Genomic DNA, 26948 nt, shown 5'->3' with positions numbered 1-26948 from the left:
CCGGATTTAGATTTGAAATTTACCGCCACTGCAGCCATTATGCCTTTTGCGGACTACGCCGCGCGATAAAAGGTAAGAAAGCGAAATGGAATGGATCGCCGATCCGTCGATTTGGGCCGGGCTGGCAACCCTGGTGATTCTCGAAATAGTTTTGGGAATCGATAATCTGATTTTTATCGCTATTCTTGCCGATAAACTCCCAAGGCAGCAACGTGATCGCGCCCGCGTCACTGGCCTGCTATTGGCGCTGGTAATGCGCTTACTGCTACTCGCCTCAATATCCTGGCTCTCTTCTCTCACCCGTCCCCTGCTTACTCTGTTTAATCAGCCTTTCAGTGCACGAGATATTCTTATGCTGGCCGGAGGGATCTTTTTGCTGTTTAAAGCAACCACCGAGCTTAATGAACGGCTGGAAGGCAAGGATGAGGAAAGTACCGCACAGCATAACCGCGCCCGGTTCTGGCCGGTAGTGGCACAAATTGTGGTGTTGGATGCGGTGTTTTCGCTGGATTCGGTGATCACTGCGGTGGGTATGGTCGATCACTTACTGGTGATGATGGCTGCGGTATGTATCGCTATCGGACTGATGCTGCTGGCCAGCCGTCCACTGACCCGCTTTGTTAACGATCACCCCACTATTGTCATCCTCTGTCTGAGCTTTTTGCTGATGATTGGCTTTAGTCTGGTGGCTGAAGGCTTTGGTTATTACATCCCCAAAGGGTATCTCTATGCGGCAATTGGTTTCTCGGTGATGATCGAGATGTTAAACCAGCTGGCGCAGTTTAACCGTCGTCGGTTTTTATCTTCTCGACGCTCCCTGCGTGAGCGTACGGCAGAAACGGTGTTACGGGTACTGCGCGGTAAGCACGAAGAAGCTGAGCTGGATAGCCATTTATCCAATATGATCGCCGACAGCGGCAACGAAGAGGATGCCATTTTCAATCAGCAGGAACGCAATATGATTGAACGAGTGCTTGGCCTTGCCCAGCGTTCCGTCAGCAGTGTGATGACCTCGCGCCACGATGTGGATAATCTTGAACTTAACGATCCGCCAGACCGCCAAAAACAGCTGATCGCCAATAATGTGCATACCCGCATCCTGGTTACCGAAGACAGTGCCACCGATGCGCCGCTGGGTGTTATCCACGTTGTCGATTTACTTAAGCAGCAGTTGCTGCATAAAGCGTTGGATCTGAAAGCCATTGTCAAACAACCGTTGATTTTCCCGGAGCAACTCTCGCTGTTGGCGGCACTGGAGCAGTTCAGACAAGCAAAAACCCATTTTGCTTTTGTGGTGGATGAGTTTGGTTCGGTCGAGGGGGTTGTTACCCTGACTGATGTGATGGAAACCATTGCCGGCAATCTGCCGGAATCTTCGGCCACGCTCGACGCGCGTCACGATATTAGCCAGCAGGAAGATGGCAGCTGGATTGTTAACGGCTATATGCCGCTGGATGATCTGGTGATGTACTTGCCGCTGCCCCTTGATGAGAAGCGTGAGTATCATACGGTGGCCGGGCTGTTAATGGAATATGCGCAAAACATTCCGCAACAAGGAGTACAATTGCATATTGATCATTACCTTTTTGAACCGCTGGAAGTCAGCAGTCATCGTATATTAAAGGTAAAAATCACCCCGCTTAACGTACCGGAAGAGGACTACGAAGTCTGATCAAAGCAACGGCGCAGGGGCACCCCATGATTAAAGGTTACCCCTGCGCGTACGGCTGATTAAAGCTTGTTGATAAAGGTTTTTATATCTTTGTTTTCTTTATTGTCTTTATTTCTGTCAAGCCAGTTCTGAATAGCGTTTTTGGTATCTTTCTGCAATTGCTGACGTAATACCTGATCCACCTTCAACTCATAGTTAAGCTGACTCCAGGGACCAAACACCCGCAGTGGGATCTCGCTATTTTGCAGCGTGGTAACCAGGTCATTATCCCCTTGCCAACCGCCGAGGATCTTGACCAGCAGATTCATATCAGCCTGTTGTTGCGGGAAGTTGACCACACCTCCGCCTCTGACCGCAATCATCGATGAATCAGCATTTAGTTCAGTGAGGCTCAACATGCCCTGGTTCAACTGACCATGAGCCTGCATTTTCTTGATCTCACTGAAAATTTCGTATTGCTGCTGGCCTTGCACTCGATTATTACTGCGAGCGATTGCCTGTTGCACCAGTTGTTGAATATTCAGCCCATTCAGTCTGGCGTCCACCATCGACATTTGTACATCGCCCTGCCAGCGGGTATTAAAATCATCCAGCGACAAACCGGCCCCCTTCATCGCCCCTTGCATACTGAAGCTGCCGGTTAATACCTGTGGCAAATTGTAGGCGCGCAGCAGATCTCCTAGCTCGATATCGTTGATGTTCGGTTCAAGTTTTACCTGTAGCCGCTCACCGTTGGCATTTAACGTACCCGGTAGCGAGTAGTTACCTTTGCCCATGGCACCACTGAGCGCAGTGAGCTGAACCTGGCCGCTACGATTAACCGCCTGCAAATTAAAATTCTGAATTTTTAACCCGCGATAGGTAACATTTCCTGCCTTTAAGGCCAGCTGCGCATTAAAATCATTGAGTATGCTCAGGCCGTTTGGCTGGGCATCGAGATCACGGGCGATAACCGGCGCGGAGGTCACTGCCTGGGCTTTTTGCTGCGTACTGTCGCTAACATTGGGCTGCCATCCGGAGATAGCGTCAAAATCCATATTGTCGGATTGCAGATTGAGCTGGTAATTCGGCAAGCTATCCAGTACTGCCAGCCCATTGCCGGTCAACTGGCTATTATTGGCCGACAAGGCCAACTGGCTTAGCGTCAGGGTGTTATTACTCAACTGGTAGCTGGCCTGCAAGCTGCCTTGCCCGCTAATCCCTTTTGCCGGAATATCTGCACCGCTAAGCTGATAGGTGAGATTGCTGATATTGGCAGAATATTGATGTGGGTAATTTTGTAAATTCAACGTCGCATTGGCATTTAGCGTCAAATCACGCTGGTCACGATTAATACGGCTGGAAAGTTGCAGCGTGGCCTGACGATGATCGTCCTGGTCCATTTGCAAATTGAGATCGCGTACATTGATCGGGTCACTTTTACCACGCTGCCAAATCAACAAGCTGTCGCTAATGCTCAGGCGGCCTATATCAAACTTCCAACCGTTGCTGCTATCAGCAATATTTTGGTTTTCAGTGTTGGCGGGGGCGATGGGCGCGTCTGGCTCATTGGCTTCGCTATCTGGTGTCAGGCGAATAACAGCGCTTTTCAGCAGCACCTGTTTAATGGAAAGTTGATGCGAAAGCAAAGGCAGTAGACGGACATCCAGCCGCATATTTTCGGCGCTGACCACCGGGGCCTTGGCACCAGGTGCTGTAATGGAAGTTTGACCGGCCAGAATACTGAGTTGGGGCCATACATGCCAGCGAAGGTCGCCGTCAATCGTCAGTTGATAACCGCTTTTTTGCTCAACGCGATTGACCATATAATCGCGAAAATCATTGGGGTTAATAAGAAATACCAGCGAGGTCATTCCGGCAACGATCACCACCAGCAGAATCACCAACGTTGTCACTAATCTTTTCATGCCATCCTCATTTTACCCGTCGTCTTTCAAGCTGCAGGAGCCTGGATTGTCCTCACTCCTCCCGTCACTTAGCGAGCTCAGCTACCGGGAATGTCGCCATGTCATAATCTTGAAAACTGTTGGGTAACATCGTCATTTTTCGGGTAGCGGCGGTTACCGCTCCCCGAACGCATGGGTCAGTCGTCTTTATCTATCCGGCTGGCAACTGCACTCTGTTGATCGCGGTATTTGGCGTCCTGCCGACGATTATAAGGTCGCGCGGCAGAACCGGATAAAGGCTCAAAACTCAGCGCACCAATCAGCATGCCCGGACGCAAGGCCAAAGGCAGCTTACCGGAATTGTAGAACTCAAGCACAATGCGCCCCTGCCAGCCCGGATCGATGCGGTGCGCGGTAACATGTACCATCAGCCCCAGTCTTGCCAGTGACGAGCGGCCATCCAGCCAGCCCACCAGGTTGTCTGGCAGCGTCACGGTCTCTAACGTGACGGCTAATGCCAGTTCGCCAGGGTGCAAGAAGAAGGCTTCACCTTCTGGTAAAACAATCTCGTCGCTCATTACGCGATCGAGGGCGGCACCCACTTCATCCTTCGGGCCGCTTAAATCGATAAAACCTGCATTGTGCCCCAGGAAGACGCGAAAGCCGTTACCGAGACGGACATCAACCGTCGCGCCATTGATACGCTCAACGGGCGGACGCGGCTCTATACCCAGTTTGCCGTCGTCCAGCCAGGCTTCTATATCACGGTCGCACAGTCTCATGCTTTACTACTCCTTTGGCACAAATTTTATTCAATGGCGATACCGGTACTCTTTGACGTTACCTCAGCATCGCGGGTAACGCCAATAAACCGGGTATCTCAAGGCGAAACTTTATCGCGGTTTTCAGGCCGGCTTATTCAAAAAACTGGCTGATTTTTGCTTTTAAGATATCAATGGCAATACGGTTTTTGCCACCGCGCGGCACAATGATGTCAGCGTACTGTTTGGACGGTTCGATAAATTGCAGGAACATTGGGCGCACCGTTTTCTGATATTGCGCCATCACCGAATCCATGGAACGGCCACGTTCGTTAACGTCACGTTTCATGCGGCGCATCAGGCAAATATCCAGCGGCGTATCGACAAAAATCGAGAAATTCATCTCTTCGCGCAAACGCACATCGGTCAACAGCAGGATCCCTTCAAGGATGATCACTTTTTTGGGCGCCAGTGTCACCGTTTCATGCAGACGCGTGTGCTCAAGAAAACTATAGCTTGGCAGTTCAATCGCCTTCCCTGACTTCATTGCCTGCAAATGTTGAAACAGTAAATTATGATCCATCGCACTGGGATGGTCATAGTTGGTTTTAACCCGTTCCTCCATGGTCAGATGACTCTGATCTTTGTAATAGCAATCTTCCGGTATAACACCGATATGCTCATCACCGACCTGATCGCGTAACTCACGGTAAAGGGTACTGGCGATAAGGCTTTTTCCAGAGGCAGATGCGCCAGCGATACCCACGATGACACACTGATGGAACTTGTCAGACATAAAATTAACGACCTGATTTGGAGGTTTGAAGGGCAAGCAGCCTGAAGGCGCTTTGATCGCGCCAATTATAGGTACAACCTGTTAATGAAGCCAGCCTTTAGGCCAGCTTCATTAAATTAATGGCCAGACATGGGGTGAATATCCAGCAATTGCCCGTTTCTCTCGCTTATCCGGCCGCGATCACAGTGCCCGAAAGGCAATTTCGGTCGGAATGGCCTCGCCTTTCCAGTACAACTGCGCAGCCACTCTGGCAGCGAGTTGACGATAAATCGCCGTAAATTCGCTATCCGGGTTGGAGGCCACCGTTGGCTCACCGCGATCGAGGTCTTCGCGCAAGGAGATATGCAACGGCATTTGCGCCAACAGTTCGCAATGATATTTATCCGCCAGTTTTTGCGCCCCGCCGGTGCCAAAAATGGGCTCATGATGGCCACACTGACTGCAAATATGCAGGCTCATATTCTCGATAATACCCAGCACCGGCACTTTGACCTTCTCGAACATCACAATACCTTTCATGGCATCGAGTAACGCAATGTCCTGCGGCGTAGTCACTACCAGTGCACCGGTAACGGGTACGCTTTGTGCCAGCGTCAACTGAATATCCCCGGTTCCCGGTGGCATATCGAGGACCAGATAATCCAGATCCGGCCACAGCGTGTCCTGCAGCATCTGTAATAGTGCCTTACTGGCCATCGGACCGCGCCAGACCATGGCGTTTTCGTCGGTGACCAGGTAGCCAATAGAGTTGGTCGCCAGACCGTGGGCGATAATCGGTGCCATATGCTGGCCATCCGGCGAGGTAGGACGCTCGTCCTCGGTGCCCAACATATTTGGCACCGACGGACCGTAAATATCCGCGTCCAACAGGCCCACTTTCGCCCCTTCGGCAACCAGCGCCAGCGCCAGATTAACCGCAGTCGTCGATTTGCCAACACCGCCTTTGCCGGAACTGACGGCGAGAATATTGCGCACGCCTTTGATACCGGCCTGATCGTTGGCACGGCGCAAGGTGGCAACATTATGCGACAGCCGCCATTCAATAGCCTCGGCACCGGTAACGCGCAGCAAATCGCCGGTAGTTTCCTGCTTCAGTTGTTCAAAAGCCGACTTCCAGGCAAAAGGCAGGGTCAGTTCAATATGTAAAACCTTATCCAGCAGCACGCACTGATGCAATGCTTTCATCGCCAGCAAATTTTTTTGTAGCGTGATGTGGCTAAAGCCCGCCAGTACCGCATTTACCGCCGCATGCAGCTCTGCAGCCGTCGTGTTTTCAGGGGATTGTGATTTCATCCCGACTCCTTGAAGGACAGATATTTTATGGGAATTGGTCATGGTATTACTGTTCTGGACAGCATAACAGAATCCCTGTTTGTTTACGTGGGGCGGCGCAATCGGTTAACATCAATGCCCCCATATCAACAAAAGAAAGCAAGCTCTTACTATGGCTCAAGTCGCGAAAAAAATTTTGGTAACCTGTGCACTCCCTTATGCTAACGGTTCAATTCATCTCGGACATATGCTCGAGCACATCCAGGCAGATATCTGGGTCCGTTACCAGCGAATGCGCGGCAACCAAATCCACTTCATCTGCGCCGACGATGCGCACGGTACGCCAATCATGCTTAAAGCACAGCAGATGGGCATTGAACCGGAGCAAATGATTGCCGAGATGAGCCAGGAGCATCAGAAAGACTTCGCCGGTTTCGGTATCAGCTATGACAACTATCATTCGACGCATAGCGAAGAAAACCGCGCGTTTTCCAATTTGATTTATGGCCGTTTAAAAGAAAACGGTTTTATCAAAAATCGCACTATTTCTCAGCTTTATGATCCCGAGAAAGGCATGTTCCTGCCCGATCGTTTCGTAAAGGGCACCTGTCCTAAATGTAAATCTCCGGACCAATACGGCGATAACTGTGAAGTTTGTGGTGCAACCTACAGCCCGACGGAACTGATTGATCCTAAATCGGCGGTATCCGGTGCCACGCCGGTGATGCGTGATTCCGAACACTATTTCTTCGACCTGCCCGAGTTCAGCGCCATGTTACAGGCCTGGACACGTTCCGGTGCGTTGCAGGAACAGGTGGCCAATAAAATGCAGGAGTGGTTTGAATCAGGCCTGCAACAATGGGATATCAGCCGTGATGCCCCTTACTTTGGCTTTGAGATCCCCGATGCGCCAGGTAAATACTTCTATGTCTGGCTGGATGCGCCTATCGGCTATATGGGCTCGTTTAAGAACCTGTGCGATCGACGCCCTGATCTGAATTTTGACGATTACTGGAAAAAAGACTCAGATGCCGAGCTTTACCATTTTATCGGTAAAGACATTGTCTATTTCCACAGCCTGTTCTGGCCAGCCATGCTTGAAGGTAGCGGTTTCCGTAAACCGACAAACCTGTTTGTGCACGGCTATGTCACGGTCAATGGCGCAAAAATGTCGAAATCGCGTGGCACCTTTATCAAAGCCAGCACCTATTTGCAGCATCTGGATGCCGACTGTCTGCGCTACTACTATGCCGCCAAGCTCTCCTCGCGCATTGATGATATTGACCTCAATCTGGAAGACTTTATCCAGCGAGTTAACGCCGATATTGTCAATAAGGTGGTTAATCTGGCGTCACGCAATGCCGGCTTTATTACCAAACGCTTCGACGGCGTGCTGGCCGACAAGCTGGCTGATGAACAGCTGTATAAAACCTTTACCGATGCGGCAACCAGCATCAGTGAAGCCTATAACAGCCGCGAATCCGGTCGTGCTATCCGTGAGATTATGGCGCTGGCCGATATTGCCAACCGCTATATCGACGAGCAGGCCCCTTGGGTGGTAGCAAAACAGGAAGGCCGTGACGCCGACCTGCAGGCTATCTGCTCTATGGGCATCAACCTGTTCCGCGTTCTGATGACCTACCTCAAGCCGGTGTTGCCTGCCCTGTCAGAGCGCACCGAAGCCTTTCTTAACGGCGAACTGAGCTGGGATACTCTGGAGCAGCCGCTGCTTGGTCATAAAGTCAGTCCGTTCAAGGCGCTGTTTAACCGTATTGAGCTGGATAAAGTGACGGCAATGGTTGATGCATCGAAAGAAGATATCGCGGCCAGCAAAGTGGTAACGGGTCCGTTGGCGGAAGCCCCTATCCAGGAAAGCATCACTTTTGATGATTTCGCCAAAGTGGATATGCGTATTGCCTTGATTCAACAAGCTGACTTTGTCGAAGGCTCAGACAAGCTGTTACGACTGCAGCTGGATTTGGGTGGCGAAACGCGGCAGATTTTCTCGGGCATCCGTTCTGCTTATCCAGACCCTAAACTGCTGGAAGGACGTTTAACCATTATGGTGGCTAATCTGGCACCGCGTAAAATGCGCTTTGGTATCTCGGAAGGGATGGTGATGGCTGCAGGGCCTGGCGGCAAAGAGATCTTCCTGCTTAGCCCTGACAGCGGTGCACAACCAGGTATGCAAGTTAAATAATCCTGCCGAACGCTGGCAGTCACAAAAGGATGCTTCGGCATCCTTGAGTTTGATGACAAAGTCGTCTTGATGATCGAGATACCCGGGCATAGCACACCCAGGGGCGCTCCGGCGGGCAAGCCCGCTACGACCCCAACGGTGTACTCTCCCTAATATCGGACTTGGTCAGCAATCTGAGGATGCTTCGGCATCCTTTTTTATTTGCTGGTAAAGTGGTCTTGATAAGCGAAATGCCGGCATACAGTGCAACATGTTATTACTGCGGCAAGCTCAGGCTATTTTCATAGTGTTGCCGTTGCCCATCGGTCAACGCAATATGGATCAACACCCGGTCGCCTTGCTGCAGAGTAAAACGCAAGTTGGCCAGCGCCGTATCCGCGCCGGCCGGGATAGTTATCGCACTCTGTTGCCGACTCACAGTAGTGCCTTGTTCACTGCTCTTGCTAATATTGATCTGCAACCGGCACTGACAGCGGGTTTCAAGACGTACCATCGGGGTAATGGCATAACTCTCGGGCTGCAATTGTTGGTTATCAAACCACAGCGGATTAGCCATTGCTGCAACAAGAAGTAAGGAATACATACTATTTCCCCCAAAAAAAACAGGGCAGCGCCCTGTTTTTTAAGTTATCCAAAACAAACTTAGTGCTGTGCGGCGTAAGCCTGATTGGCGTTGCCATATTGCTGAATACTAACCAGGCTGCCATTAGCAGTCTGGGTGGCATTCACGTAGTTACTGCTACCATTCTGGCTAACCTGCAATTTACTCTTGTCAGCCGTTTGCAGCAGGCTGGCATTGTTGTAATCACCATATTGGCCAAGAGTCAGGGAGCTCTTGTTGCCGTCCTGCGTGGTTGACGCATTATTTTTATAACCATATTGGCCGATACTGGTTAATGAGTTCTGCGCTGTATTTTGCGTCGCATTGGCCACGTTGGCAGTACCGCTCTGATAGATCTGAATTTCAGAGTTCCAGGAAGTGGTTTGGAAAACCGGAGTGCTCGGATCGCCGCCACCACCATGGTTATCGCCGCCATTGTAAGTTGTTGCCAACGCACTACCACTAAAAACCAACGCGGATACTGCCATAATTTTCCACAGTTTCATGATGCTACCTCATAGTTTGAGATCTGATTGGTTAACACATCTACAGACGTTGTATTAATGCTGCGTCACTTTAATTGCCATCCCTGACGCGTTTTGCACGATACCGGCAGACCGATCCGTACCACTTTGGCTTATTTGCGCCACGTTCATCTTGCCTCGCTGGACAATAAGCGCGGTGTTGCCAAAATCCTGTTGTTCAATGGAAGCTGAGCTGCCATTGCTGGTTTGCGAGATATAGGCGGTATTATCATCACCGGTTTGATGAATAGCCGCATTGTTACCACTTCCTCGCTGATTGATACTTGCTGTATTATTATTTCCTCGTTGTACGACGGTTGCCTTATTTCCTGCCCCTGCAGCTAGTTGGTCAAATGAAAGGTTTGCCATTTCACTCTGGCCTGTCAAAACATCTGCATAGGCCAAATCACTTTGCTGCGCCAGACTTAACGATGGAATTGATAATATCGTTAGCAACATAACGGATGTTATCCATCGCTGACTGCATTGCGTTAATGTTTTCATTTACCCACCCTTGTACATAATTACGGGTTAGTATTCACAGTATGCATGCTGATAAAAATTATTAACTCAACTACAAGTTGTATTTTTTTGACGTGCTCACCATAAAGTATTAGCCAGCTATTTTTCACCCTGTCTTTTAATGAAAAAACGTGACAATTAAGTCAAGTATTGAAAATGGAATTTCATTTTCCAGATAACGACACCTCGCTCACGTTTTTTAAATTGATAAAAACAGCGAGTTTGTGAGCAATATCAAAAATAACCCCATAGGAATAATCCGACAGCATTAAGATAATTAATGAAGTATTTAACCTATCCGTAGATTTTTTAACTTTCCCGAGAGAAATCGTTAAAATTCCTTATGAGAAAATTCTTAACAGTTACAAGCACAAACGTCAGGATTTCGTTAAGATCCCTAAGTCAAACTGCCTTAATTCTCAGTTAATCCCCTGAGAAAGATAAAGAAATATTTATATATTTTCATTCACATTTTGAAACATAAATGGTCCTTGCTTTCAATTCCCCCCCAGCTAAATTGATTACACAACGCACAGCGGGCTATTCAAAGTGCGAGCTTTACTCCCGTGGCATTTTGTACACAAGCCACATCCAGCAGTGGATTCGTAATCCTTGTTAACCAATGCAAGCAGGCTGACAGATTACTTATATCATCATGGCAGGTTCACATATGGGTACAGAAACGGTTGTTAAAGGCAAAATGCTGTTGCTTGTTACTAAGCCCTCTCTTCAGGCAACAGCCTTATTACATCAGTTGGAGAACTCAGTTAACCTGGCCATCAGGCTGCATAATATTAATAAGCCTCTTGAGACACTAACTCATGGCGAAACATTGATTTTATTCGATATGATGCAGGCAGACAAAAAGCTGCTGGCTTGCTGGCAATCGCTCTCTGGTCGATATCGCAATAATCTGAAAATATTACTCTTGAATACTCCCGAGGACTATCCTTATCCGGAGATACAGGCCTGGCCAAAAATTAGCGCTGTCTTTTATCCTTCAATGGAAGAAATGCAATTAGTTGAAGGGATTAATAGTGTCGCCAGGGGCGAATGTTATTTCACGCAGCGATTCACCAGTTATTTACTCAATCAAACTGGACAATATCGCTATCTCAGCTATGAAGAGTCAGGGATCACCCAGCGTGAAAAAGAAATTCTTAATAAATTACGCATGGGTGCTTCAAACGTTGAAATAGCGCAACTGCTATTTATCAGCGAAAACACAGTAAAAACCCATTTATATAATTTATTTAGAAAGATCTCGGTAAAAAATCGTACTCAGGCCGTGTCCTGGGCTAACGATAATCTCAGGCGTTAATACTATGAAAACGTCCGTGTTATTGATGCTTATTCTGGGATTGCTTTCCTGCCTGCCCTGCCGGGCAGCAGATATTAAAGATCCCGGTTTGATTACCGACCATACCGTCAGCGCTGTCGGTCACGACTTTTACCGGTTATTTAGCGACCGCTGGGAAAAAGTCTATCCCGAAACCATCACCATTAGTGAAAAACCCAGCGCCAGATGGGGCAGTTGGATCACCATAAAGATTGGCCAGGACGCCTTGTACCAAACCCTGTTGTTCCCTAACCGTCGTAATTTTAACAAAGAAGTCGACGTCGCTATTGAGAAAGTCTCTGAAAAATTGGCGCGGCGACAAATCGACAAAGCACTGCTGAGCACCGGCGACTTGTCCGGCGATGAATTCTAAGGAGAATACAATGAAAATCTTGCTGATTATCTTGTCCGCCATACTCTTTTCGCCGCTGTCGTGGGGGGGAAATATGGTCTTCCAGTTTGTTAACCCCAACTTTGGTGGTAACCCCAATAACGGCTCTTTTCTACTCAATGAGGCTAACGCACAAAATTCCTATAAAGATCCCTCTGCCTATAATTTTGATTCCTCTACCCCCACGGCACTGGAAACTTTTAGCTCGGCGCTGCAATCACAGCTGCTTGGCAGTCTGATGGGCAATATCAGCCAAGGGAAACCAGGGCGGATGGTGACCCAGGACTTTATTGTCGATGTCCAGAATACCGATGGTCAGTTAGTGATGAACGTCACCGACCGATCCACAGGTAAAGTCTCCACAATTCAGGTCCAGGGCCTAAGCGCGTCTAACTGATAGCTGAGCGGGATAACCAGACTATGCGTAAATTTCTTGTGTTAATTGCCATTCTCATGCTCAGTGGTTGTATCACTACGCCGCCCAAAGAAGCGGCTAAGCCTACCCTGTTGCCACGAGCACAAAGCTATCAGGATCTGACTCATTTGCCGCCGGCAAAGGGGCGGATATTTGTATCGGTATATAATATTCAGGACGAAACAGGTCAGTTCAAAGCCTATCCCGCCAGTAACTTTTCCACGGCGGTGCCACAAAGTGCCACAGCCATGCTGGTGACAGCGCTAAAAGACTCCAAATGGTTTATTCCGCTGGAAAGGCAAGGATTACAGAATTTATTGAATGAAAGAAAAATCATTCGATCCGCACAGGAAAATGGCAGCGTCGCAGTCAATAATCTGCGCCCACTCTCGTCACTGGTCGCCGCCAATATCTTAATTGAGGGGTCAATTATCGGCTATGAAAGTAACGTGAAATCCGGGGGCGTCGGTGCCAGATATTTTGGGATCGGGGCCAGTACGCAATATCAACTAGACCAGATTGCCGTGAATTTGCGTGCGGTAGATGTCAATACCGGCGAAGTGTTGTCTTCCGTTAACACCAGCAAAACCATTTTATCTTATGAAGCACAAGCAGGGGTCTTTCGCTTTATTGACTATCAGCGGCTGCTGGAAGGAGAAGTCGGTTATACCACCAATGAACCGGTTATGCTCTGCCTGATGTCGGCAATTGAAACCGGGGTCATTTATCTGGTTAATGACGGTATTTCGCGTAATTTATGGCAATTGCAGAACCCGCAAGATGCCAACTCGCCTATTCTTGAACAATATAAGCATATGGTGGCACCGGCATCGTAAATGCAGCCATGACATAGTGATAAACTTTGCCTTTCAGCGGGTTGAAAGGCAAAGGATCTGTGATCACCGTCACCTCCCGCGCAAGCTCCCCGCACTCGCCGATATAAAAGTTGCATTGAGTGACTATCCTTTTATCATGTGCAGCAAACCAGAAACCGGATTAAAGATTTTATATGCAACACTTTTGGAAATACGTTTCAATCGGCGTCGTCAATACCGCTATCCACTGGTCATTATTTCTGATCATGCATAACGGGTTCGCCTTTAGTCAGGCATCCAGCAATACCGTTGCGTTTTTGATTGCCGTCAGCTTTTCCTTTTGGGCCAACGCCCGCTACAACTTTAATAGCCAGTTAACAGGCCGCAAGTATTTTCTGTTTGTCATTTTTATGGGCCTGATGAGCCTAAGCATTGGCTATATGAGTGATAAACTTGCACTAAACTCGTTTGTGACATTAGTTATTTTTTCGGCAGTCAGCCTGACCCTCGGCTTTCTGTACTCAAAACTGGTCATTTTCAGGGAAAACAACTCATGACAATCTCCTTGATTATTCCTGTTTTTAACGAAGAACAGGCTATCGATCTTTTTTATCAGGCGGTAAAGAACGAAACGGCGTTGCAGGGTTATCCGATAGAGATGGTTTTTATCAATGATGGCAGCACCGACAACACCGAGTCGGTACTCGATCGGCTTGCCCAGCACGATCCTGATGTGGTTGTTATCCATTTCAGCCGTAATTTTGGCAAGGAGCCGGCATTGTTTGCCGGACTCGACTACGCCAGCGGTGATGCGGTTATCCCAATTGACGTTGACCTGCAAGATCCTATCGATATTGTGCCTTTGCTGATCCAGGAGTGGGAGAAAGGCGCGGAAGTGGTGTTGGCGAAACGCGTTGACCGTTCTGCAGACGGCAGTTTCAAACGAATTTCCGCCTCCCTGTTCTATCGCTTCCATAACAAGATTGCTGATATCACCCTCGAAGAAAACGTCGGTGATTTTCGTCTGATAAGCAGAAAAGTCGTAGAAACAATAAAGCAGCTGCCGGAAAATAAACTGTTTATGAAGGGTATTTTTGCCTGGGTCGGCTTTACACCAACCATTATTGAATACACCCGCCCTGAAAGACTGGCGGGCAATAGCAAGTTCAATATCTGGAAACTGTGGAATCTGGCACTGGAAGGGATCACCTCTTTCAGCACCCTGCCCCTGCGTTTATGGTCCTATATCGGCAGCACTATAGCTTTCTTTTCGCTGATATATGCCGGATATATGGTGATCGACAAGTTGATGTTTGGTAATAGCGTGCCAGGCTATCCGTCGCTGATCACCGCCATCCTGTTTCTCGGCGGGGTACAGTTGATCGGCATAGGCATCTTGGGGGAATATATCGGCAGGATCTATATGGAAAGCAAACATCGCCCACGCTATATCGTTAAGCGTACCAACGCGGTTGGTCGTAATAATAAAACAGATAACTGATCGCGACAGTCCCCCCTCTTATTGCCTCACCTTGTAGCGCTGCTTGCGGCAGTGCTACAAGGGACGGCCGCGCCCTGCTGCCACCGCCCGTTCGCTATTTATTGTCCGCACCCTGCTTACAGCTTATCGATATCGTTGCGGGACAGTCCGATATCTTTGAGCTGATCGCTGTTTAATGCACGCAAAATTTTCACGGTTTTCCGGCGCTGCCACCAGTGCTGAAACATAGCAATGGCGCTACGTTTCCAGTTGATGGTTGCTGGCGGCGGAAGCAAAGGTTCCACTGTGAGTTGTGGCGCTTCCCCGCCATTGCATTGCGCCGCTACAGCAGACGGCAGATAGCCGGTAAATTGTTCGCTTTCGCTGATTCTTTTCATGATGAACTCTCCTTTAACCCGTGAGCTACAGGATGAGATAATTACCAAAAACAGTACAGATTCAGTCATTGATTATTTAAAGCATACAGATATAGCCATAAGTACAGATTTAAGGGTAAATTAACGGCATCTGTATCGGTGATAGGTAAAAAAATGAATCGTTATGAACAGTTGGCCAATATCCTTGGTGGTCGTATTGAGCAGGGTTTATACCCTGTCGGCCAGCGTTTACCTTCGGTAAGAATGCTAAGCAGTGAACATGGCGTTAGCGTCAGTACCGTCCAGCAAGCCTATCGCGTATTGGAAGATCGATTGTTGGTGGAGGCGCGCCCCAAATCCGGCTATTTTGTCTCTGCCAGTAAACCCCAGGCGGCGCTGCCCGCGGTATGCCGCACCCCACAGCGTCCGGTAGATATCTCGCAGTGGGAACCGGTGCTGGCACTGATTAACAGCCGTATCAACCCCGCAGTGATAGTTTTTGGTGGTGGCACCCCCGATATTAGCCCGGCCAGTCTTAAACCATTAACACGGGCATTGGCCAGAATGGCGCAGCGCCAGGATCTCAGCACCCTGGGCTATGACAGTATTGATGGTTCAAAAATCCTGCGTGACCAAATTGCCCGCTTGATGATCGACAGCGGTAGCCATATGGGTGCCGAGAATCTGGTGATCACCACCGGTTGTCATGAAGCCCTGTCTATTGCCATACGTTCGGTCTGTCAGGTAGGAGATATTGTCGCCGTCGACTCACCGAGCTTTCATGGCGCCATGCAAACTCTGAAGGGTTTTGGGATGAAGGCGCTGGAGATCCCCACCGACCCGGTGACAGGTATCAGTCTCGAGGCGCTGGAGATGGCACTGGAACAGTGGCCGATCAAAGCCATACAGTTAACGCCAAACTGTAATAACCCGCTCGGTTATAATATGCCTGACGATCGCAAACGCGCGTTGCTGCGGCTGGCACAGGCCTATGATATCGCCATTATCGAAGATGACGTTTACGGCGATTTGGCCTATCAATATCCGCGACCAAGAACCATTACCTCTTTTGATGACGATGGCCGCGTATTGTTGTGCAGCTCATTTTCCAAAACGCTGGCCCCCGGCTTGCGTATTGGCTGGATCGCCCCCGGACGTTACCGCGACCGCGCCATTCATATGAAGTATATCGGCACCGGTGCCACCGCCACCCTGCCGCAGCTGGCCATTGCCGACTTTATCCGTCAGGGGGACTATCTGATCCATCTGCGTCGCATGCGTTATCAGTATCAGCAAAACCTGTGCCTGATCACTGACTGGGTGAGGGAATACTTTCCCGCCGGGGTGCGCGTTAGTCGTCCGCAGGGTGGATTTATGCTGTGGGTCGAACTGGATGAAAAAATGGATACCCAGCGCCTTAACCGTCTGCTGGAGCCGGAAAATATTCATATTGCCATGGGCTCGATTTTTTCTGCCTCGGGCAAGTATCGTAACTGTTTACGCCTCAATTATGCCCAGCTTGATAGCCAAATTCATAAACCGGCTATCAAACGCATGGGAGAGTTGATCCATCAGTTAATGGCCAACAGTTAAGGCGGCAATAACAGGCTGCCTCACAGCCCGACAAACTTTTGTCGATTAATAGTAAAATAACTAAATCTGCCATCTTACCGATGATGCTAATAATAAGATGGCATACAAAAACAATAATTAGCAACATTAATAATTGCCGCAACTAATACAAGGCCAGGGATGTAACATCTGAATATATATACGTTCATGCTACTGACCATTTACCAGTAATTATAAAAAATATTTTACAGCGGTCAACACTGCTGCTATGTTTTAATCACCTTGCAAGGCAGCAGATAAAAAATACCAACTATTCAATCAGGAGGATTTATGGAGTATCAACCACCGGCTGTTTGATAAGTAATTCAGGAAGAATTATTATGATAAAATATATTAGCCTGGCAACCAATGAGCTCGACACATATCTTGACTATGCTCTTGTAAGTATAGTTGCAATATATATGTATAATGCAACCCCCTCTGAGATGGGTGGGATAGGAGCTTGCTTTGCCTTACCATTTTTATTTTCAAGTCACTTTTTTGGCAAAATATTTGATAGTGGGAAATTATATCAATGGCGAACATTCTTGTTTGGAATAAACACTATAACCACGCCAATATTCATTCTCACTGGAAATGTATATGGTTTATTCGCAATCGCTTTTATTAAAACATGGTCAAGATGCGGCTTAAACATATCAAACGTCAAACTTAATGAAAATGATGAGGATTCAAAAAGGTTTTTCGAAATTTATGGTTATTTAATTAATTTCAGCAGAGTGCTCGCGCCGATTGCCGTTATATATCTTTATGATTTATCAGGAATTTGGATGATAATTATTTTCTCTTCCGCACTAAACCTTATCAGTCTCACCACCTCACAGATAAGTCTCAAGTTACAAGGTAATTCACTCATTCAGAAGACTGAATTGGTTGAAAAATCGGAAGAGCATTACTCATTTATCCTTGAGATAAAGAAGCATAAAGATCTCTTTTATTTAGTGGCAGGCTATACCATTGCTAATTTTGCATTCTTTCTGAGCAATGATATGCTTGGCCTGTTTTTTAAAGCTGCGGGTGAGAGCGAAAACAGTATTGGGATGATTATTTCCTTACTGGGTGTAGGTGGAGTTATTGGAACAAAAATCGCTTCAATATTAAATACAACCTTACGACCGGTTGCAATACTGATGACTTCAATGATGATAAACACATTCGCATTCTTTATATTCGGTTTTATAAAGCACGAATTAACCTCTATTTTTATATACTACGGTGGAGTTATTATGGTAGGAATGTCATCTGGTATCACATTCTTTGCCATAAGATTTGGCGTTCGTCAAATTATCGGGTATCAGAATGTAGGAAAAGCTACCGGAATGATACAGATGCTGTCTTCAGTGGTGGCTGTAACTATGCCGCTTATGGGCGGTTATATTGCCAGCGCGTACTCACTTAACATTACTTTTCAACTAACCAGTATTATTTTATTTTTATTACTGATGACCTTTGTCTATATGTTATTTTTTTCTAAACAAAACAGTGAACACTATGAAAAACCCACCGAAAATGAGTGAGATAAATTTTTTAGATGATAAACATTTCATGGTGTATGGGATTTCCCGGCGCAAAATGATTTACCTGAACACAGGTATTTATAACAAATTGGTGAATAGTGCTGGCCTTGTGGGCAAGGCTTTGGAACAATAACAATTCATTAACTCTATTTCAGGCGCAGATCCATGCCCGCATCCTCGGCCAATGTGACTTATGCCATGCACCAACGCAGCGACCGGGCGGATTTTTATATCCGCGATCAGTCGGAGCGCCCGGCGTTGATGCAGCCCCACCGCCACGACTATTTTCAGGTGCAAATCAATTTTGGTGGCGATACCGTGCAGCATATTGGCGGTGCGGTGCGACCTTTTGCTTGCCAGACGCTGGCCTTTATTCAGCCCCACCGCCTGCACTTTATTCCCCACCCGCCACAAGGCCGCTTTATGGTGATCAATTTCTCCAGCGGTTTTTTGCTGCGTCATCTGCCCTATGATGCTTTGGATCTCGATGATGTCCCGCTGGATGTTGCTCCGGAACTGGCGCTGTTTCGCTTTCAGGAGTTTATCGATTTCCGGCTGGATAACCAGGATTTTGCTCAGGTCAAAGCGCTGCTGGCGCAAATGCATCAGGTCGATCGGCAACGGGAATTTGGTGTCGAGCTGCAGTTACGCGGCTTGTTGCTGCAACTTTTTGGCCTGGTATGCCAGCGCTATCAGCAACCGCTGAGTGAAATGGTCACCAACCGCGCCGAAAAACGCGGCCAGCAGGCGGCATTACAGCGTACGCTGCGCTATATCCGCAAGCACCTGGCCAGCCCCGACCTCAATCTGACCGATACTGCTGCCGCTACCTTTCTGTCACCGAATTATCTTAGCCATCTGCTGCGCAAATCGGTCGGCAAAAGCTTTTCGGAGCTGGTACTTGAGCGCCGTATGCGCCTGGCCTGTACCCGCTTGCTTAATACCGGCGACAGCATTGCCAGCGTCGCGCGCAGCTGCGGCTATACCGATGATGCCTATTTTTCACGGCGCTTTCGCCAAACCTACGGTATGCCGCCGGGCCAGTATCGTCGTGAGCAGCGGGCTGAATAACAGGCAGAAAAGGGTTTTATCCAGAAACTGCGTGGTTTTGTCCAAACCCAAAACCGCGCGGCTCTGCCACACTGAATAGCAGTGAGGAGGGAGGGTATTTGATATCCGCAGTCATTCGAGTAGCATCGAGACAGGCACCTCCGTTTTTTAAATCAACCCATGGCAGAGTGAATATGACTGAATTCGTTATTCCCGCACCGGCCGCGCCTTCGCTGGCCATTGCCGGTCAACAGGCCCGTTTCCCACTGCGTCGCGTTTATTGCGTAGGCCGTAATTATTCTGAACATGCCCGTGAAATGGGCCACGATCCCGATCGCGAACCGCCATTCTTTTTCTCCAAGCCGGCAGACGCGGTGATCCCCGCCAGCGGTGTGGTGCCTTACCCTACCTTGACCGCTGACCTGCACTATGAAGTGGAACTGGTGGTGGCCATCGCCAAAGGGGGCAAAAATATCGCCGCTGAACAAGCGCTGGAGCATGTCTGGGGTTACACCGTGGGTGTCGATTTAACCCGTCGTGATTTGCAGGCCGCAGCAAAAAAATTGGGTCGTCCCTGGGATTTTGCCAAAGGCTTTGATGATTCTGCCCCGGCCAATCCCCTGTTGCCGGTCAGCCAAATCGGTCATCCGGCAAAAGGTAAAATCTGGCTCGACGTCAATGGTGAAGCCCGTCAGCGCGGTGATTTATCCGATCAGATCTGGCAGGTCGCCGAGGTAATCAGCCATCTGTCCCAGGCTATCGAACTGAAACCCGGCGATCTGATCTATACCGGAACACCGGCGGGTGTCGGGGCGATCAATCCGGGGGATGTGATCACCGGTGGTATTGCCGGACTGAGTGAATTCAGCTTTACGCTGGGTGCCAAAGCCTAAAGTTGCGCGCAATAAAAAACGGCCCCCTGTTACCAGGAGGCCGTTGCGTTTGATGACAAAGTCGTCTTGATGATCGAGATACCCGGGCATAGCACACCTAGGGGCGCTCCGGCGGGCAAGCCCGCTACGACCCCAACGGTGCACTCTCCCTAATAACGGACTTTGTCAGCAGTTTGACCGGCCCCTGTTACCAGGAGGCCGGTCAAATATTACAGGCAAAGATTACTTACCGATAAAATTCTCTTCGTGTTCCGCTTTCAGGGCATTCACTTCCTCTGCCCGTTTACGCAGACCAAACCAACCCAGCATCAGTAAAATGACCAGCACCGGAATGGTAGCCACGGTATAGGTGCCATTCGGGAAATCAAAGGCCATCAGCACCAACACGCTAAACAAAAACAGCAACGTCAGCCAGGAAGTGAACGGGGCACCCGGCATTTTAAAGGAGACAGGTTTCGCTTTGCCTTCCTTGATTGCCTTGCGCAGCTTCATCTGGCAAACCACAATAAAGCCCCAGGAGGTAAGAATACCCAGCGAGGCGATATTCAGTACAATTTCAAACACCTGTGATGGGACATAATAGTTGAGCACCACACCGATGATATAGATACCGACGGTAACCAGGATGCCGGCGTAAGGCACCTGCTGCGCGCTCATTTTTGACATAAATTTAGGAGCTGAACCGCCCATGGACAGCGAGCGCAGGATACGGCCGGTAGAATAGAGGCCCGAGTTCAGGCTCGACAAGGCAGCAGAAAGCACCACGATATTCATAATGGTACCGATATAAGGCACACCCAGCTTGCTAAAGAAGGTTACAAACGGGCTCTGCCCCGCCTGATAGGCATTCCATGGCAGCAACAGCACCAGCAGTACCACAGAGCCGACATAGAACAGGCCAATACGCCAGATAACGCTGTTAATGGCTTTAGGCAGCACTTTCTCCGGTTCTTTGGTTTCGCCTGCGGCAGTACCCACCAGCTCAATGGCGGCAAAGGCAAAGACTACCCCTTGCACCAGTACCAGGGCAGGCAGCAAACCGTGCGGGAAGATACCGCCATTATCGGTGATCAGATGTAAACCGGTCGGGTTACCCGCCAGCTCTTTGCCGGTGCCAAGGAATATCACACCGACAATCAGGAAAATGGCAATGGCGGCAACTTTGATCAGCGCAAACCAGAACTCCATTTCGGCAAACCATTTCACGCCGATCATATTCATGGTCGCGACAATCGCCAAAGCACCGAGGGCGAACATCCACTGTGGCACATCGCCGAACGTACCCCAGTAGTGCATATACAGCGCTACGGCAGTGATATCGACAATACCGGTCATTGCCCAGTTAAGAAAATACATCCAACCGGCAACATAAGACGCTTTCTCACCGAGGAATTCGCGAGCGTAAGAGACAAAGCTGCCGCTGGTTGGACGGTGCAGAACCAGTTCACCCAATGCGCGAAGGATAAAGAAAGAGAAAATGCCGCAAACCAGATAGACCAGGGCCAATGCCGGCCCAGCCATTTGCAGACGTGCCCCGGCACCCAAAAACAGACCGGTACCGATAGACCCGCCGATGGCAATCATCTGAACCTGGCGATTGCCCATGCTTTTGTGATAACCGTCTTCGTGAGAATCCAGCCAACGCCGTTTCGCTGCGTGCTGTTCTTCCGCAGTTTTTTTATGTCGTTTCATTTCGTTCCTGTTCTCCAAAAGAAATCTTTCGCATTCGACGTCCAATACAAGCAAACGATTGCAACTGCCGATGCCTTTCGTGACTTTTCGTCACTGTATTATTTTTAACCTGTCTGGCGTTTAGTGTTGGTTAACACCGCTAACGGCGAAAGATGCTACCCTATTCTCTTGGAGCCTGGCAAAAAAAACCTCATTTTAAATCGCTCTCCCTCCCCTTATCAGTACAATATCTTGCCAATTAGGCTAATAATTAAGCAAAACCTCCCCAATTCTCTTGGGGAGGTCAGCGTTCCTTTGCCGGTATCAGGCAAAAAGCTTAAGACTGGCCACCAGTTTTCTTACCGTCTTCTTCTCCCCCGCCACGGCAATGCCCAGCAATTGCAGCTGTTGCTCTGACTGGGTAGCGACTGCCTGACGAAAATCGGCATAATTAGTGGTCTGTTGCCCGTCAACCGGAAAGATAGTGATATCGCAGCCGCGTTCGGCACCTTGCCGTAGCAGGAGTTTCAGATCCTCATCCGCTGCGCTGAGCACACTGATACCTAAAGGGATCAGCCCAGGGTAGCGTTGCCCGTCGGCATCTTGCAACGGCTCACCAATCAGATCCGGGTGGCGCTGACCCAAGGTCATGGCCAATACCGCAGCGGCGTTGGCGGCCTTGCCGGCGGGCAAATGCTGATTAAGCACAATGACAATACGGTCGGGTAATTGTGTTGCGATAATTGCAGGTGAAACTGACATAGCAGCAGGACTCCATTTAACGGGATAAAAGCTGATTGTCAGTGAAGGGCAGCGCTCAGTCTGGAAGATTTGTGCAGATTTGCCGATATTGTGCCGGGGATAAACGATAAGCGCGACGAAACCAGCGCCCGAGATGGCTCTGGTCGGCAAAACCCAGCTCGGCGGCAACCTGTGCAGGACGCTCGCCATGGGCAAGACGAATACGCGCTTGCGCCAGACGCAATTGGATTAAATAGGCATGGGGCGCGATACCGAAGGCTTTTTTAAACGCCCGGGTCAGGCTAAAGCGATCGGTTTGCACCGCGTTGGCCAGATCCTGTAATGAGAGATCTTCATTAAACTGGCTATGGATCACCTCACGCGCCCGATGAGCGCTGGCCAAAGGCAAGCGGGCATTATCCACCCGGGCACGCCAATGGCTATGTACGGCCAGGCTGGCCAACAGGTTATCCAGCGCGCTCTGCTGTACCATCGTCAATTCGCCAAAATGCACAGACTGAAAAGCATTGGCAATTTGCCTGGCAAGCGGGCGATCGTTATTCAGGGTTTTGGCAAATGACAGTTGATAACTACTTGGCGTGTCGTGAAACAGCTGACGCATCTGGCTATCCAGCCAGGCCGGACTCAGATAGAAGGTTTGATAGGTAAAACCGCCGGCGGTTGGCGCATCGCCATCGTGAATTTCGCCAGGTTCCAGCAAAAAAATATCACCTGGCTGACTGGTTATTTTGTGGCGTCGACAGTGAAACTGCTGCGTTCCCTGCCGCGTCAAGCCTACCAGGTAACTGTCGTGCCAGTGGGCATCATAGGCATGACCTTCAAAATGCGCCTGAATGGTTTCGATCTGGTATTTCGCCGAATGGCGAACATCGATCCAGTCATTGCTCATTTTGCACCTCAGTAGCAGGACGTTAGCGGCCCGAAAGCCAGGATAACGTCCATACTATAACAGGGGGCCGGGCAAATAAACGGCACCCTGTGGCGATCGCATCTTAGCGCAGTGCGGCCAGGGTGTCGGCAATCACCGTCTGATAGTCGGTGGTCGCGCGACCGATCAGTTTGCTAAGACTATGACTGTCATCAAACAGGCCGCCTTTGCTGGCACCCACATCAGAGTCAGCCAGCATCAACGACAGCCCTTCCGGCAAACCTGCGCCAATCAGCGCCTTGGCAAATTCGGCCTCTGGCAGGTTGACGTAGTTTACCGTTTCCCCCGACAGGCTGGAGATGGCGGCAGCAAACTCGGTCAGCGTATAGGCCTGGTCCCCTGCCAGTTCGTAAACTTTGCCTGCCTGATCATCGAGTAGCAGTACGGCAGCGGCAGCAGCGGCATAGTCGGCGCGAGCAGCAGAAGCGATGCGCCCTTCCCCTACAGCACCAATAAAGGCATGGTGTGCCAGGGCCGGAGCAATGCTGGCTGCATAGTTTTCGGTGTACCAGCCATTACGCAGCAAGACAACCGGTAAGCCCGAGGCCTTTAATGCCGCTTCAGTGGCGCGGTGCTCAACGCCCAATCCCAACGGAGAGGTATCGGCATGCAGCAGGCTGGTATACGCCAGTAGCTTGACCTGAGCGCGTTTGGCCGCATCAATTACCGCCTGATGCTGTACTTCACGCTGGCCAACTTCACTGGAGGAGATCAGCAACAGCTTGTCCACACCCTGAAATGCGCTGTCGAGGGTAGCGGGTTGGCTATAATCTGCCTTGCGCACTTCAATGCCCAGTGCCGCCAGATCTTTGGCTTTTTCCGGGTTGCGCACCGCAGCAATCAGCTGATCCGCAGGCAGGGTTTTTAACAGTGTCTCAATCACTAAACGGCCAAGCTGGCCGGTCGCACCGGTAATTGCAATCATCTTTATTCTCCAAATCAGGTTATAAGCAATGTTCTTTCAGGACCAAGCGTTCTTAAAATCAGTAGTAAAAGTCGTCCTTAAGATCATGTTATGCGATATACTAACTTTACGTAAGTACGTACCTAAAGGTTAGTATGAAAAATAATTTATTGCCTGCCCAACCCGCTGCCCCTTCGCTGATTGAACAGATGCGCCGCGGTGAACTGATGAGCGCCGATTGCCCCTCGCGGGAGATATTGCGCCATATCACCAGCCGCTGGGGCCTGTTGGTACTCATTGCCTTAAGTGAAGAGACGTTGCGGTTTAGCGAACTACGCAGAAAAATTGGCGGGGTCAGTGAAAAAATGCTGGCGCAAACCCTTCAGGCGCTGGAAGAGGACGGCTTTATCCATCGCGTGGCGCATGCGGTGGTGCCACCGCACGTCGACTATAGTCTGACGCCACTGGGCAGCGAGGTAAAAGAGCAGGTTGTCGGGCTGGCCGATTGGCTCGAAAGCAACCTGCATCGTATTATGGCTCAGCGCCAGCCGCGTGAAACGGCATTGGCTGAATAACAGCGAAGGTTTACTGATCTTGCAGGGTTTTACTGCGTTTGGCGAAGCTCTTGCGCAGCTTCTGCAATTTTGGTGGGATCACCGCCAGGCAGTAACCATTGCGCTGACCGGCACCGTCCCAGTAATCCTGATGATAATTTTCCGCAGGATACCATGCGCCCAGCGGTTCAATGGTGGTCACGACAGGCTCAGCGAGATCCGCCTGCGCACGAGCAATGGCCGCTTCGGCCTCTTGCTTCTGCTGCTCATTGGCTGGAAATATCGCTGAACGATACTGAGTGCCGATATCATTCCCCTGACGATTTAACTGCGTTGGATCGTGGGTAGCAAAACTGATATCCAGCAAATCGCCGTATTTTAGCTTGTCGGCATCAAAACCAATGCGGATAGCTTCGGCGTGGCCGGTTTCGCCACTGCACACCTGTTCATAGGTTGGATTGGCATTTTTACCGCCGGTATAACCACTTTCTACGGTTTCGACACCAATAACATCTTTGAACACCGCTTCTGTACACCAGAAACAGCCACCCGCGATGATTGCATATTCGATGGTCATTCTCTTTTCCTTCTCTAAAAAAGCAGTGGTGGATCCACCCTGGCAACAGGCTACACTTTTAAAACAATTTGAACCAGCTCGGGCATGATCACTCTGTGCCTTGCGCTGCTAAATAACAAAGGGCGCAGCCGTTAAACGCCTGCGCCCTGTTCACTACCTGAACTGCTTTAAAGCTTGCGGCTCATCATCCGCACCAGCAGGCTGGCGGCACCGGCCAGGGTTGCCAGGGCAACCACGCCAGACCAGCCGCCCAACTCCAGCGCTTTACTGCCCAGCGCCGAGCCAACGGCCATACCGATAAATACCACGGTAAACAGCAAGGCGTTTAGACGACCGCGAGCGGCAGGTTCCAGTCCGTAAACCAGCGTCTGGTGAGAAACCAGCGTTGCCTGCACCCCGAGATCAAAACCTATGGCACTAAGCACGATCAGCGCCAGCTGCGCATGGGGAGATAACCAGGGCAGCAGGAACATGGCGGCAAAGGAAACCATTACCAGCGCCGAACCCAACTGAGTGACACGAGCCGGACCTTGTTTGTCAGCCAGTTTACCGGCCAGAGGGGCAGCCAGAGCACCGGCGGCACCGGCCAGACCAAAAGCCCCGGCCACGCCGCTGCCCAAATGATATGTGTCACTAAGCATAATCGCCAGCGTAGACCAGAAGGCGCTAAAGCCCACAGAGAGCAGCCCCTGCGACAGTGCAGCACGGCGCAGCGTTTTATAACGCAGCCACAGATGACGCATCGACAGCAGCAACGCGGGATATGACATCTCGGTACCGGGGGTAAAACGTGGCAATACCCGCCACAACGCCAGACCAATCAACGCTACGCTCAGTGCTGCCAATTGGTACATAGCTCGCCAGCCGAAGTATTCCGCCACGACACCGCTGACCACCCGCGAGAGCAAAATCCCCACCAGCAGACCGGTCATCACCGTGCCTACCGTTTTACCGCGCACCGCCACCGGTGCCAGAGTTGCCGATGCCGGGACAATATCCTGCGCCAACGTCGCTGCGGCACCAATCAGTAAGCTGATGATCAGCAGACTGTGGATGCCGGGAGCAAAGCCACACAGCAGCAGAGCCAGCGTCAACAACAGGCTTTTAAATAAAATAATATTGCGACGATCAAAACGGTCGCCCAGCGGGACCAGAAACAGGATCCCCAGTGCATAACCGATTTGGGTCAAAGTCGGTACCATACCGGTTTGACTCAGGCTGGCGTTCACCCCGCTACCCATAATGCCCAACATCGGTTGGCTGTAATAGATAGAAGCCACGCTGAGCCCGGCCCCGGCCGCCAGGGTAAAAACCATTTTAGCCGGAAGTGCTGCCGGTTCCCGTACTGTCACACCCTGAATACTTTGTTCTGACATGATATGTGCCCTGCTGGTCATAAGATGGCCGTA

At 49.9% G+C, this 26948-nt stretch carries 27 protein-coding genes; 13 read left to right on the top strand and 14 right to left on the bottom strand.

The annotated features are described in order from the left end of the window. Positions 1 to 85: 85 nt before the first annotated feature. Positions 86 to 1672, top strand: a complete 1587-nt coding sequence (locus GW590_RS14090; RefSeq protein ID WP_169403684.1) for a TerC family protein — start codon at positions 86 to 88, stop codon at positions 1670 to 1672. Positions 1673 to 1731: 59 nt separating this feature from the next. Here GW590_RS14090 and asmA read toward each other — a convergent pair whose 3' ends face one another. From asmA to apbC, 4 genes are all read right to left on the bottom strand, one after another. Further along, positions 1732 to 3579 carry an outer membrane assembly protein AsmA gene (gene asmA, locus GW590_RS14085; RefSeq protein ID WP_169403683.1) on the bottom strand — a complete coding sequence of 616 codons (1848 nt, stop codon included), beginning with the start codon at positions 3577 to 3579 and terminating at the stop codon, positions 1732 to 1734. A 176-nt stretch (positions 3580 to 3755) separates the two neighbouring features. Then, on the bottom strand, positions 3756 to 4340 hold the full coding sequence (gene dcd / locus GW590_RS14080; RefSeq protein WP_169403682.1) for a dCTP deaminase: 585 nt from the start codon (positions 4338 to 4340) through the stop codon (positions 3756 to 3758). A gap of 133 nt (positions 4341 to 4473) precedes the next feature. Further along, positions 4474 to 5115 (bottom strand): uridine kinase, encoded by a 642-nt coding sequence (udk, locus tag GW590_RS14075; protein WP_169403681.1) that lies wholly within the window; start codon positions 5113 to 5115, stop codon positions 4474 to 4476. A 180-nt stretch (positions 5116 to 5295) separates the two neighbouring features. Beyond that, positions 5296 to 6408 carry an iron-sulfur cluster carrier protein ApbC gene (gene apbC / locus GW590_RS14070; RefSeq protein WP_169403680.1) on the bottom strand — a complete coding sequence of 371 codons (1113 nt, stop codon included), beginning with the start codon at positions 6406 to 6408 and terminating at the stop codon, positions 5296 to 5298. 151 nt (positions 6409 to 6559) lie between these two features. Between apbC and metG the strand changes: the two genes are divergently transcribed. Further along, positions 6560 to 8587 carry a methionine--tRNA ligase gene (gene metG, locus GW590_RS14065; protein WP_169403679.1) on the top strand — a complete coding sequence of 676 codons (2028 nt, stop codon included), beginning with the start codon at positions 6560 to 6562 and terminating at the stop codon, positions 8585 to 8587. A gap of 256 nt (positions 8588 to 8843) precedes the next feature. Here the strand turns inward: metG and csgC are convergent, their stop codons facing one another. Genes csgC through GW590_RS14050 form a run of 3 tightly spaced genes read right to left on the bottom strand, consistent with a single transcriptional unit; the run spans position 8844 to position 10216 of the window. Then, positions 8844 to 9170: a curli assembly chaperone CsgC gene (csgC, locus tag GW590_RS14060; RefSeq protein WP_169403678.1), complete on the bottom strand. Its 327-nt coding sequence runs from the start codon at positions 9168 to 9170 to the stop codon at positions 8844 to 8846. Positions 9171 to 9229: 59 nt separating this feature from the next. After that, positions 9230 to 9694 (bottom strand): curlin, encoded by a 465-nt coding sequence (locus tag GW590_RS14055; protein ID WP_169403677.1) that lies wholly within the window; start codon positions 9692 to 9694, stop codon positions 9230 to 9232. Between the two features lie 54 nt (positions 9695 to 9748). Then, positions 9749 to 10216, bottom strand: coding sequence for a hypothetical protein (locus GW590_RS14050; RefSeq protein WP_211186780.1), 468 nt, complete (start codon positions 10214 to 10216; stop codon positions 9749 to 9751). A gap of 688 nt (positions 10217 to 10904) precedes the next feature. Between GW590_RS14050 and csgD the strand changes: the two genes are divergently transcribed. From csgD to GW590_RS14020, 6 genes are all read left to right on the top strand, one after another. Beyond that, a complete protein-coding gene (gene csgD / locus GW590_RS14045) occupies positions 10905 to 11555 on the top strand; it encodes a biofilm master transcriptional regulator CsgD (RefSeq protein ID WP_169403676.1) in 651 nt (216 codons plus the stop codon). A 4-nt stretch (positions 11556 to 11559) separates the two neighbouring features. Continuing rightward, the gene (gene csgE, locus GW590_RS14040) at positions 11560 to 11946 is read left to right on the top strand and encodes a curli production assembly/transport protein CsgE (protein WP_169403675.1); all 387 of its coding nucleotides are present in this window, start codon (positions 11560 to 11562) and stop codon (positions 11944 to 11946) included. A gap of 10 nt (positions 11947 to 11956) precedes the next feature. After that, positions 11957 to 12361, top strand: a complete 405-nt coding sequence (csgF, locus tag GW590_RS14035; protein WP_169403674.1) for a curli production assembly/transport protein CsgF — start codon at positions 11957 to 11959, stop codon at positions 12359 to 12361. A gap of 23 nt (positions 12362 to 12384) precedes the next feature. Continuing rightward, positions 12385 to 13215, top strand: coding sequence for a curli production assembly/transport protein CsgG (gene csgG / locus GW590_RS14030; RefSeq protein WP_169403673.1), 831 nt, complete (start codon positions 12385 to 12387; stop codon positions 13213 to 13215). Between the two features lie 173 nt (positions 13216 to 13388). Next, on the top strand, positions 13389 to 13751 hold the full coding sequence (locus tag GW590_RS14025) for a GtrA family protein (protein WP_169403672.1): 363 nt from the start codon (positions 13389 to 13391) through the stop codon (positions 13749 to 13751). Beyond that, positions 13748 to 14695: a glycosyltransferase family 2 protein gene (locus GW590_RS14020; protein WP_169403671.1), complete on the top strand. Its 948-nt coding sequence runs from the start codon at positions 13748 to 13750 to the stop codon at positions 14693 to 14695. The genes GW590_RS14025 and GW590_RS14020 overlap by 4 nt, the downstream gene beginning before the upstream one ends. 116 nt (positions 14696 to 14811) lie before the next feature. Here GW590_RS14020 and GW590_RS24365 read toward each other — a convergent pair whose 3' ends face one another. Further along, the gene (locus GW590_RS24365; protein WP_235955950.1) at positions 14812 to 15072 is read right to left on the bottom strand and encodes a DUF1127 domain-containing protein; all 261 of its coding nucleotides are present in this window, start codon (positions 15070 to 15072) and stop codon (positions 14812 to 14814) included. 153 nt (positions 15073 to 15225) lie between these two features. Here GW590_RS24365 and GW590_RS14010 point away from each other — a divergent pair, with 153 nt between their 5' ends. The 4 genes from GW590_RS14010 to GW590_RS13995 all read left to right on the top strand — a co-directional run bounded on the left by GW590_RS14010 (position 15226) and on the right by GW590_RS13995 (position 20143). Further along, entirely contained in the window at positions 15226 to 16644 is a 1419-nt protein-coding gene (locus GW590_RS14010; RefSeq protein ID WP_169403670.1) for an aminotransferase-like domain-containing protein, read from the top strand. 359 nt (positions 16645 to 17003) lie between these two features. After that, positions 17004 to 18200 (top strand): MFS transporter, encoded by a 1197-nt coding sequence (locus GW590_RS14005; protein ID WP_169403669.1) that lies wholly within the window; start codon positions 17004 to 17006, stop codon positions 18198 to 18200. 165 nt (positions 18201 to 18365) lie between these two features. Continuing rightward, complete coding sequence (locus GW590_RS14000; RefSeq protein ID WP_169403668.1) at positions 18366 to 19271, top strand: helix-turn-helix transcriptional regulator; 906 nt, start codon at positions 18366 to 18368, stop codon at positions 19269 to 19271. 173 nt (positions 19272 to 19444) lie between these two features. Next, positions 19445 to 20143: a fumarylacetoacetate hydrolase family protein gene (locus GW590_RS13995; protein WP_169403667.1), complete on the top strand. Its 699-nt coding sequence runs from the start codon at positions 19445 to 19447 to the stop codon at positions 20141 to 20143. A 222-nt stretch (positions 20144 to 20365) separates the two neighbouring features. Here the strand turns inward: GW590_RS13995 and ansP are convergent, their stop codons facing one another. The 4 genes from ansP to GW590_RS13975 form a co-directional block, all read right to left on the bottom strand. Then, the gene (gene ansP, locus GW590_RS13990) at positions 20366 to 21835 is read right to left on the bottom strand and encodes an L-asparagine permease (protein WP_169403666.1); all 1470 of its coding nucleotides are present in this window, start codon (positions 21833 to 21835) and stop codon (positions 20366 to 20368) included. Between the two features lie 303 nt (positions 21836 to 22138). Continuing rightward, a complete protein-coding gene (locus GW590_RS13985; protein WP_169403665.1) occupies positions 22139 to 22576 on the bottom strand; it encodes a DUF2000 domain-containing protein in 438 nt (145 codons plus the stop codon). A 55-nt stretch (positions 22577 to 22631) separates the two neighbouring features. Then, entirely contained in the window at positions 22632 to 23465 is an 834-nt protein-coding gene (locus tag GW590_RS13980) for an AraC family transcriptional regulator (RefSeq protein ID WP_169403664.1), read from the bottom strand. A gap of 103 nt (positions 23466 to 23568) precedes the next feature. Continuing rightward, positions 23569 to 24429 carry an SDR family oxidoreductase gene (locus GW590_RS13975; RefSeq protein WP_169403663.1) on the bottom strand — a complete coding sequence of 287 codons (861 nt, stop codon included), beginning with the start codon at positions 24427 to 24429 and terminating at the stop codon, positions 23569 to 23571. Between the two features lie 134 nt (positions 24430 to 24563). Between GW590_RS13975 and GW590_RS13970 the strand changes: the two genes are divergently transcribed. Next, positions 24564 to 24983, top strand: a complete 420-nt coding sequence (locus GW590_RS13970) for a winged helix-turn-helix transcriptional regulator (protein ID WP_169403662.1) — start codon at positions 24564 to 24566, stop codon at positions 24981 to 24983. Positions 24984 to 24993: 10 nt separating this feature from the next. Here the strand turns inward: GW590_RS13970 and msrA are convergent, their stop codons facing one another. Next, complete coding sequence (gene msrA, locus GW590_RS13965; RefSeq protein WP_169403661.1) at positions 24994 to 25539, bottom strand: peptide-methionine (S)-S-oxide reductase MsrA; 546 nt, start codon at positions 25537 to 25539, stop codon at positions 24994 to 24996. A 167-nt stretch (positions 25540 to 25706) separates the two neighbouring features. After that, entirely contained in the window at positions 25707 to 26915 is a 1209-nt protein-coding gene (locus GW590_RS13960; RefSeq protein ID WP_169403660.1) for an MFS transporter, read from the bottom strand. Positions 26916 to 26948: the final 33 nt, after the last annotated feature.

This window comes from Rouxiella aceris (genome assembly GCF_012933545.1).
Classification (GTDB): domain Bacteria; phylum Pseudomonadota; class Gammaproteobacteria; order Enterobacterales; family Enterobacteriaceae; genus Rouxiella; species Rouxiella aceris.
Note: the sequence above shows the minus strand (reverse complement) of the source record. Positions and strands in the feature narration are given on the sequence as shown.

Bases quoted from the DNA above. Each gene is read 5' to 3' on its own strand.
- GW590_RS14090 (WP_169403684.1), top strand. From the start codon at position 86: ATGGAATGGATCGCCGATCCGTCGATTTGGGCCGGGCTGGCAACCCTG.
- asmA (WP_169403683.1), bottom strand. From the start codon at position 3,579: ATGAAAAGATTAGTGACAACGTTGGTGATTCTGCTGGTGGTGATCGTT.
- dcd (WP_169403682.1), bottom strand. From the start codon at position 4,340: ATGAGACTGTGCGACCGTGATATAGAAGCCTGGCTGGACGACGGCAAA.
- udk (WP_169403681.1), bottom strand. From the start codon at position 5,115: ATGTCTGACAAGTTCCATCAGTGTGTCATCGTGGGTATCGCTGGCGCA.
- apbC (WP_169403680.1), bottom strand. From the start codon at position 6,408: ATGAAATCACAATCCCCTGAAAACACGACGGCTGCAGAGCTGCATGCG.
- metG (WP_169403679.1), top strand. From the start codon at position 6,560: ATGGCTCAAGTCGCGAAAAAAATTTTGGTAACCTGTGCACTCCCTTAT.
- csgC (WP_169403678.1), bottom strand. From the start codon at position 9,170: ATGTATTCCTTACTTCTTGTTGCAGCAATGGCTAATCCGCTGTGGTTT.
- GW590_RS14055 (WP_169403677.1), bottom strand. From the start codon at position 9,694: ATGAAACTGTGGAAAATTATGGCAGTATCCGCGTTGGTTTTTAGTGGT.
- GW590_RS14050 (WP_211186780.1), bottom strand. From the start codon at position 10,216: ATGAAAACATTAACGCAATGCAGTCAGCGATGGATAACATCCGTTATG.
- csgD (WP_169403676.1), top strand. From the start codon at position 10,905: ATGGGTACAGAAACGGTTGTTAAAGGCAAAATGCTGTTGCTTGTTACT.
- csgE (WP_169403675.1), top strand. From the start codon at position 11,560: ATGAAAACGTCCGTGTTATTGATGCTTATTCTGGGATTGCTTTCCTGC.
- csgF (WP_169403674.1), top strand. From the start codon at position 11,957: ATGAAAATCTTGCTGATTATCTTGTCCGCCATACTCTTTTCGCCGCTG.
- csgG (WP_169403673.1), top strand. From the start codon at position 12,385: ATGCGTAAATTTCTTGTGTTAATTGCCATTCTCATGCTCAGTGGTTGT.
- GW590_RS14025 (WP_169403672.1), top strand. From the start codon at position 13,389: ATGCAACACTTTTGGAAATACGTTTCAATCGGCGTCGTCAATACCGCT.
- GW590_RS14020 (WP_169403671.1), top strand. From the start codon at position 13,748: ATGACAATCTCCTTGATTATTCCTGTTTTTAACGAAGAACAGGCTATC.
- GW590_RS24365 (WP_235955950.1), bottom strand. From the start codon at position 15,072: ATGAAAAGAATCAGCGAAAGCGAACAATTTACCGGCTATCTGCCGTCT.
- GW590_RS14010 (WP_169403670.1), top strand. From the start codon at position 15,226: ATGAATCGTTATGAACAGTTGGCCAATATCCTTGGTGGTCGTATTGAG.
- GW590_RS14005 (WP_169403669.1), top strand. From the start codon at position 17,004: ATGATAAAATATATTAGCCTGGCAACCAATGAGCTCGACACATATCTT.
- GW590_RS14000 (WP_169403668.1), top strand. From the start codon at position 18,366: ATGCCCGCATCCTCGGCCAATGTGACTTATGCCATGCACCAACGCAGC.
- GW590_RS13995 (WP_169403667.1), top strand. From the start codon at position 19,445: ATGACTGAATTCGTTATTCCCGCACCGGCCGCGCCTTCGCTGGCCATT.
- ansP (WP_169403666.1), bottom strand. From the start codon at position 21,835: ATGAAACGACATAAAAAAACTGCGGAAGAACAGCACGCAGCGAAACGG.
- GW590_RS13985 (WP_169403665.1), bottom strand. From the start codon at position 22,576: ATGTCAGTTTCACCTGCAATTATCGCAACACAATTACCCGACCGTATT.
- GW590_RS13980 (WP_169403664.1), bottom strand. From the start codon at position 23,465: ATGAGCAATGACTGGATCGATGTTCGCCATTCGGCGAAATACCAGATC.
- GW590_RS13975 (WP_169403663.1), bottom strand. From the start codon at position 24,429: ATGATTGCAATTACCGGTGCGACCGGCCAGCTTGGCCGTTTAGTGATT.
- GW590_RS13970 (WP_169403662.1), top strand. From the start codon at position 24,564: ATGAAAAATAATTTATTGCCTGCCCAACCCGCTGCCCCTTCGCTGATT.
- msrA (WP_169403661.1), bottom strand. From the start codon at position 25,539: ATGACCATCGAATATGCAATCATCGCGGGTGGCTGTTTCTGGTGTACA.
- GW590_RS13960 (WP_169403660.1), bottom strand. From the start codon at position 26,915: ATGTCAGAACAAAGTATTCAGGGTGTGACAGTACGGGAACCGGCAGCA.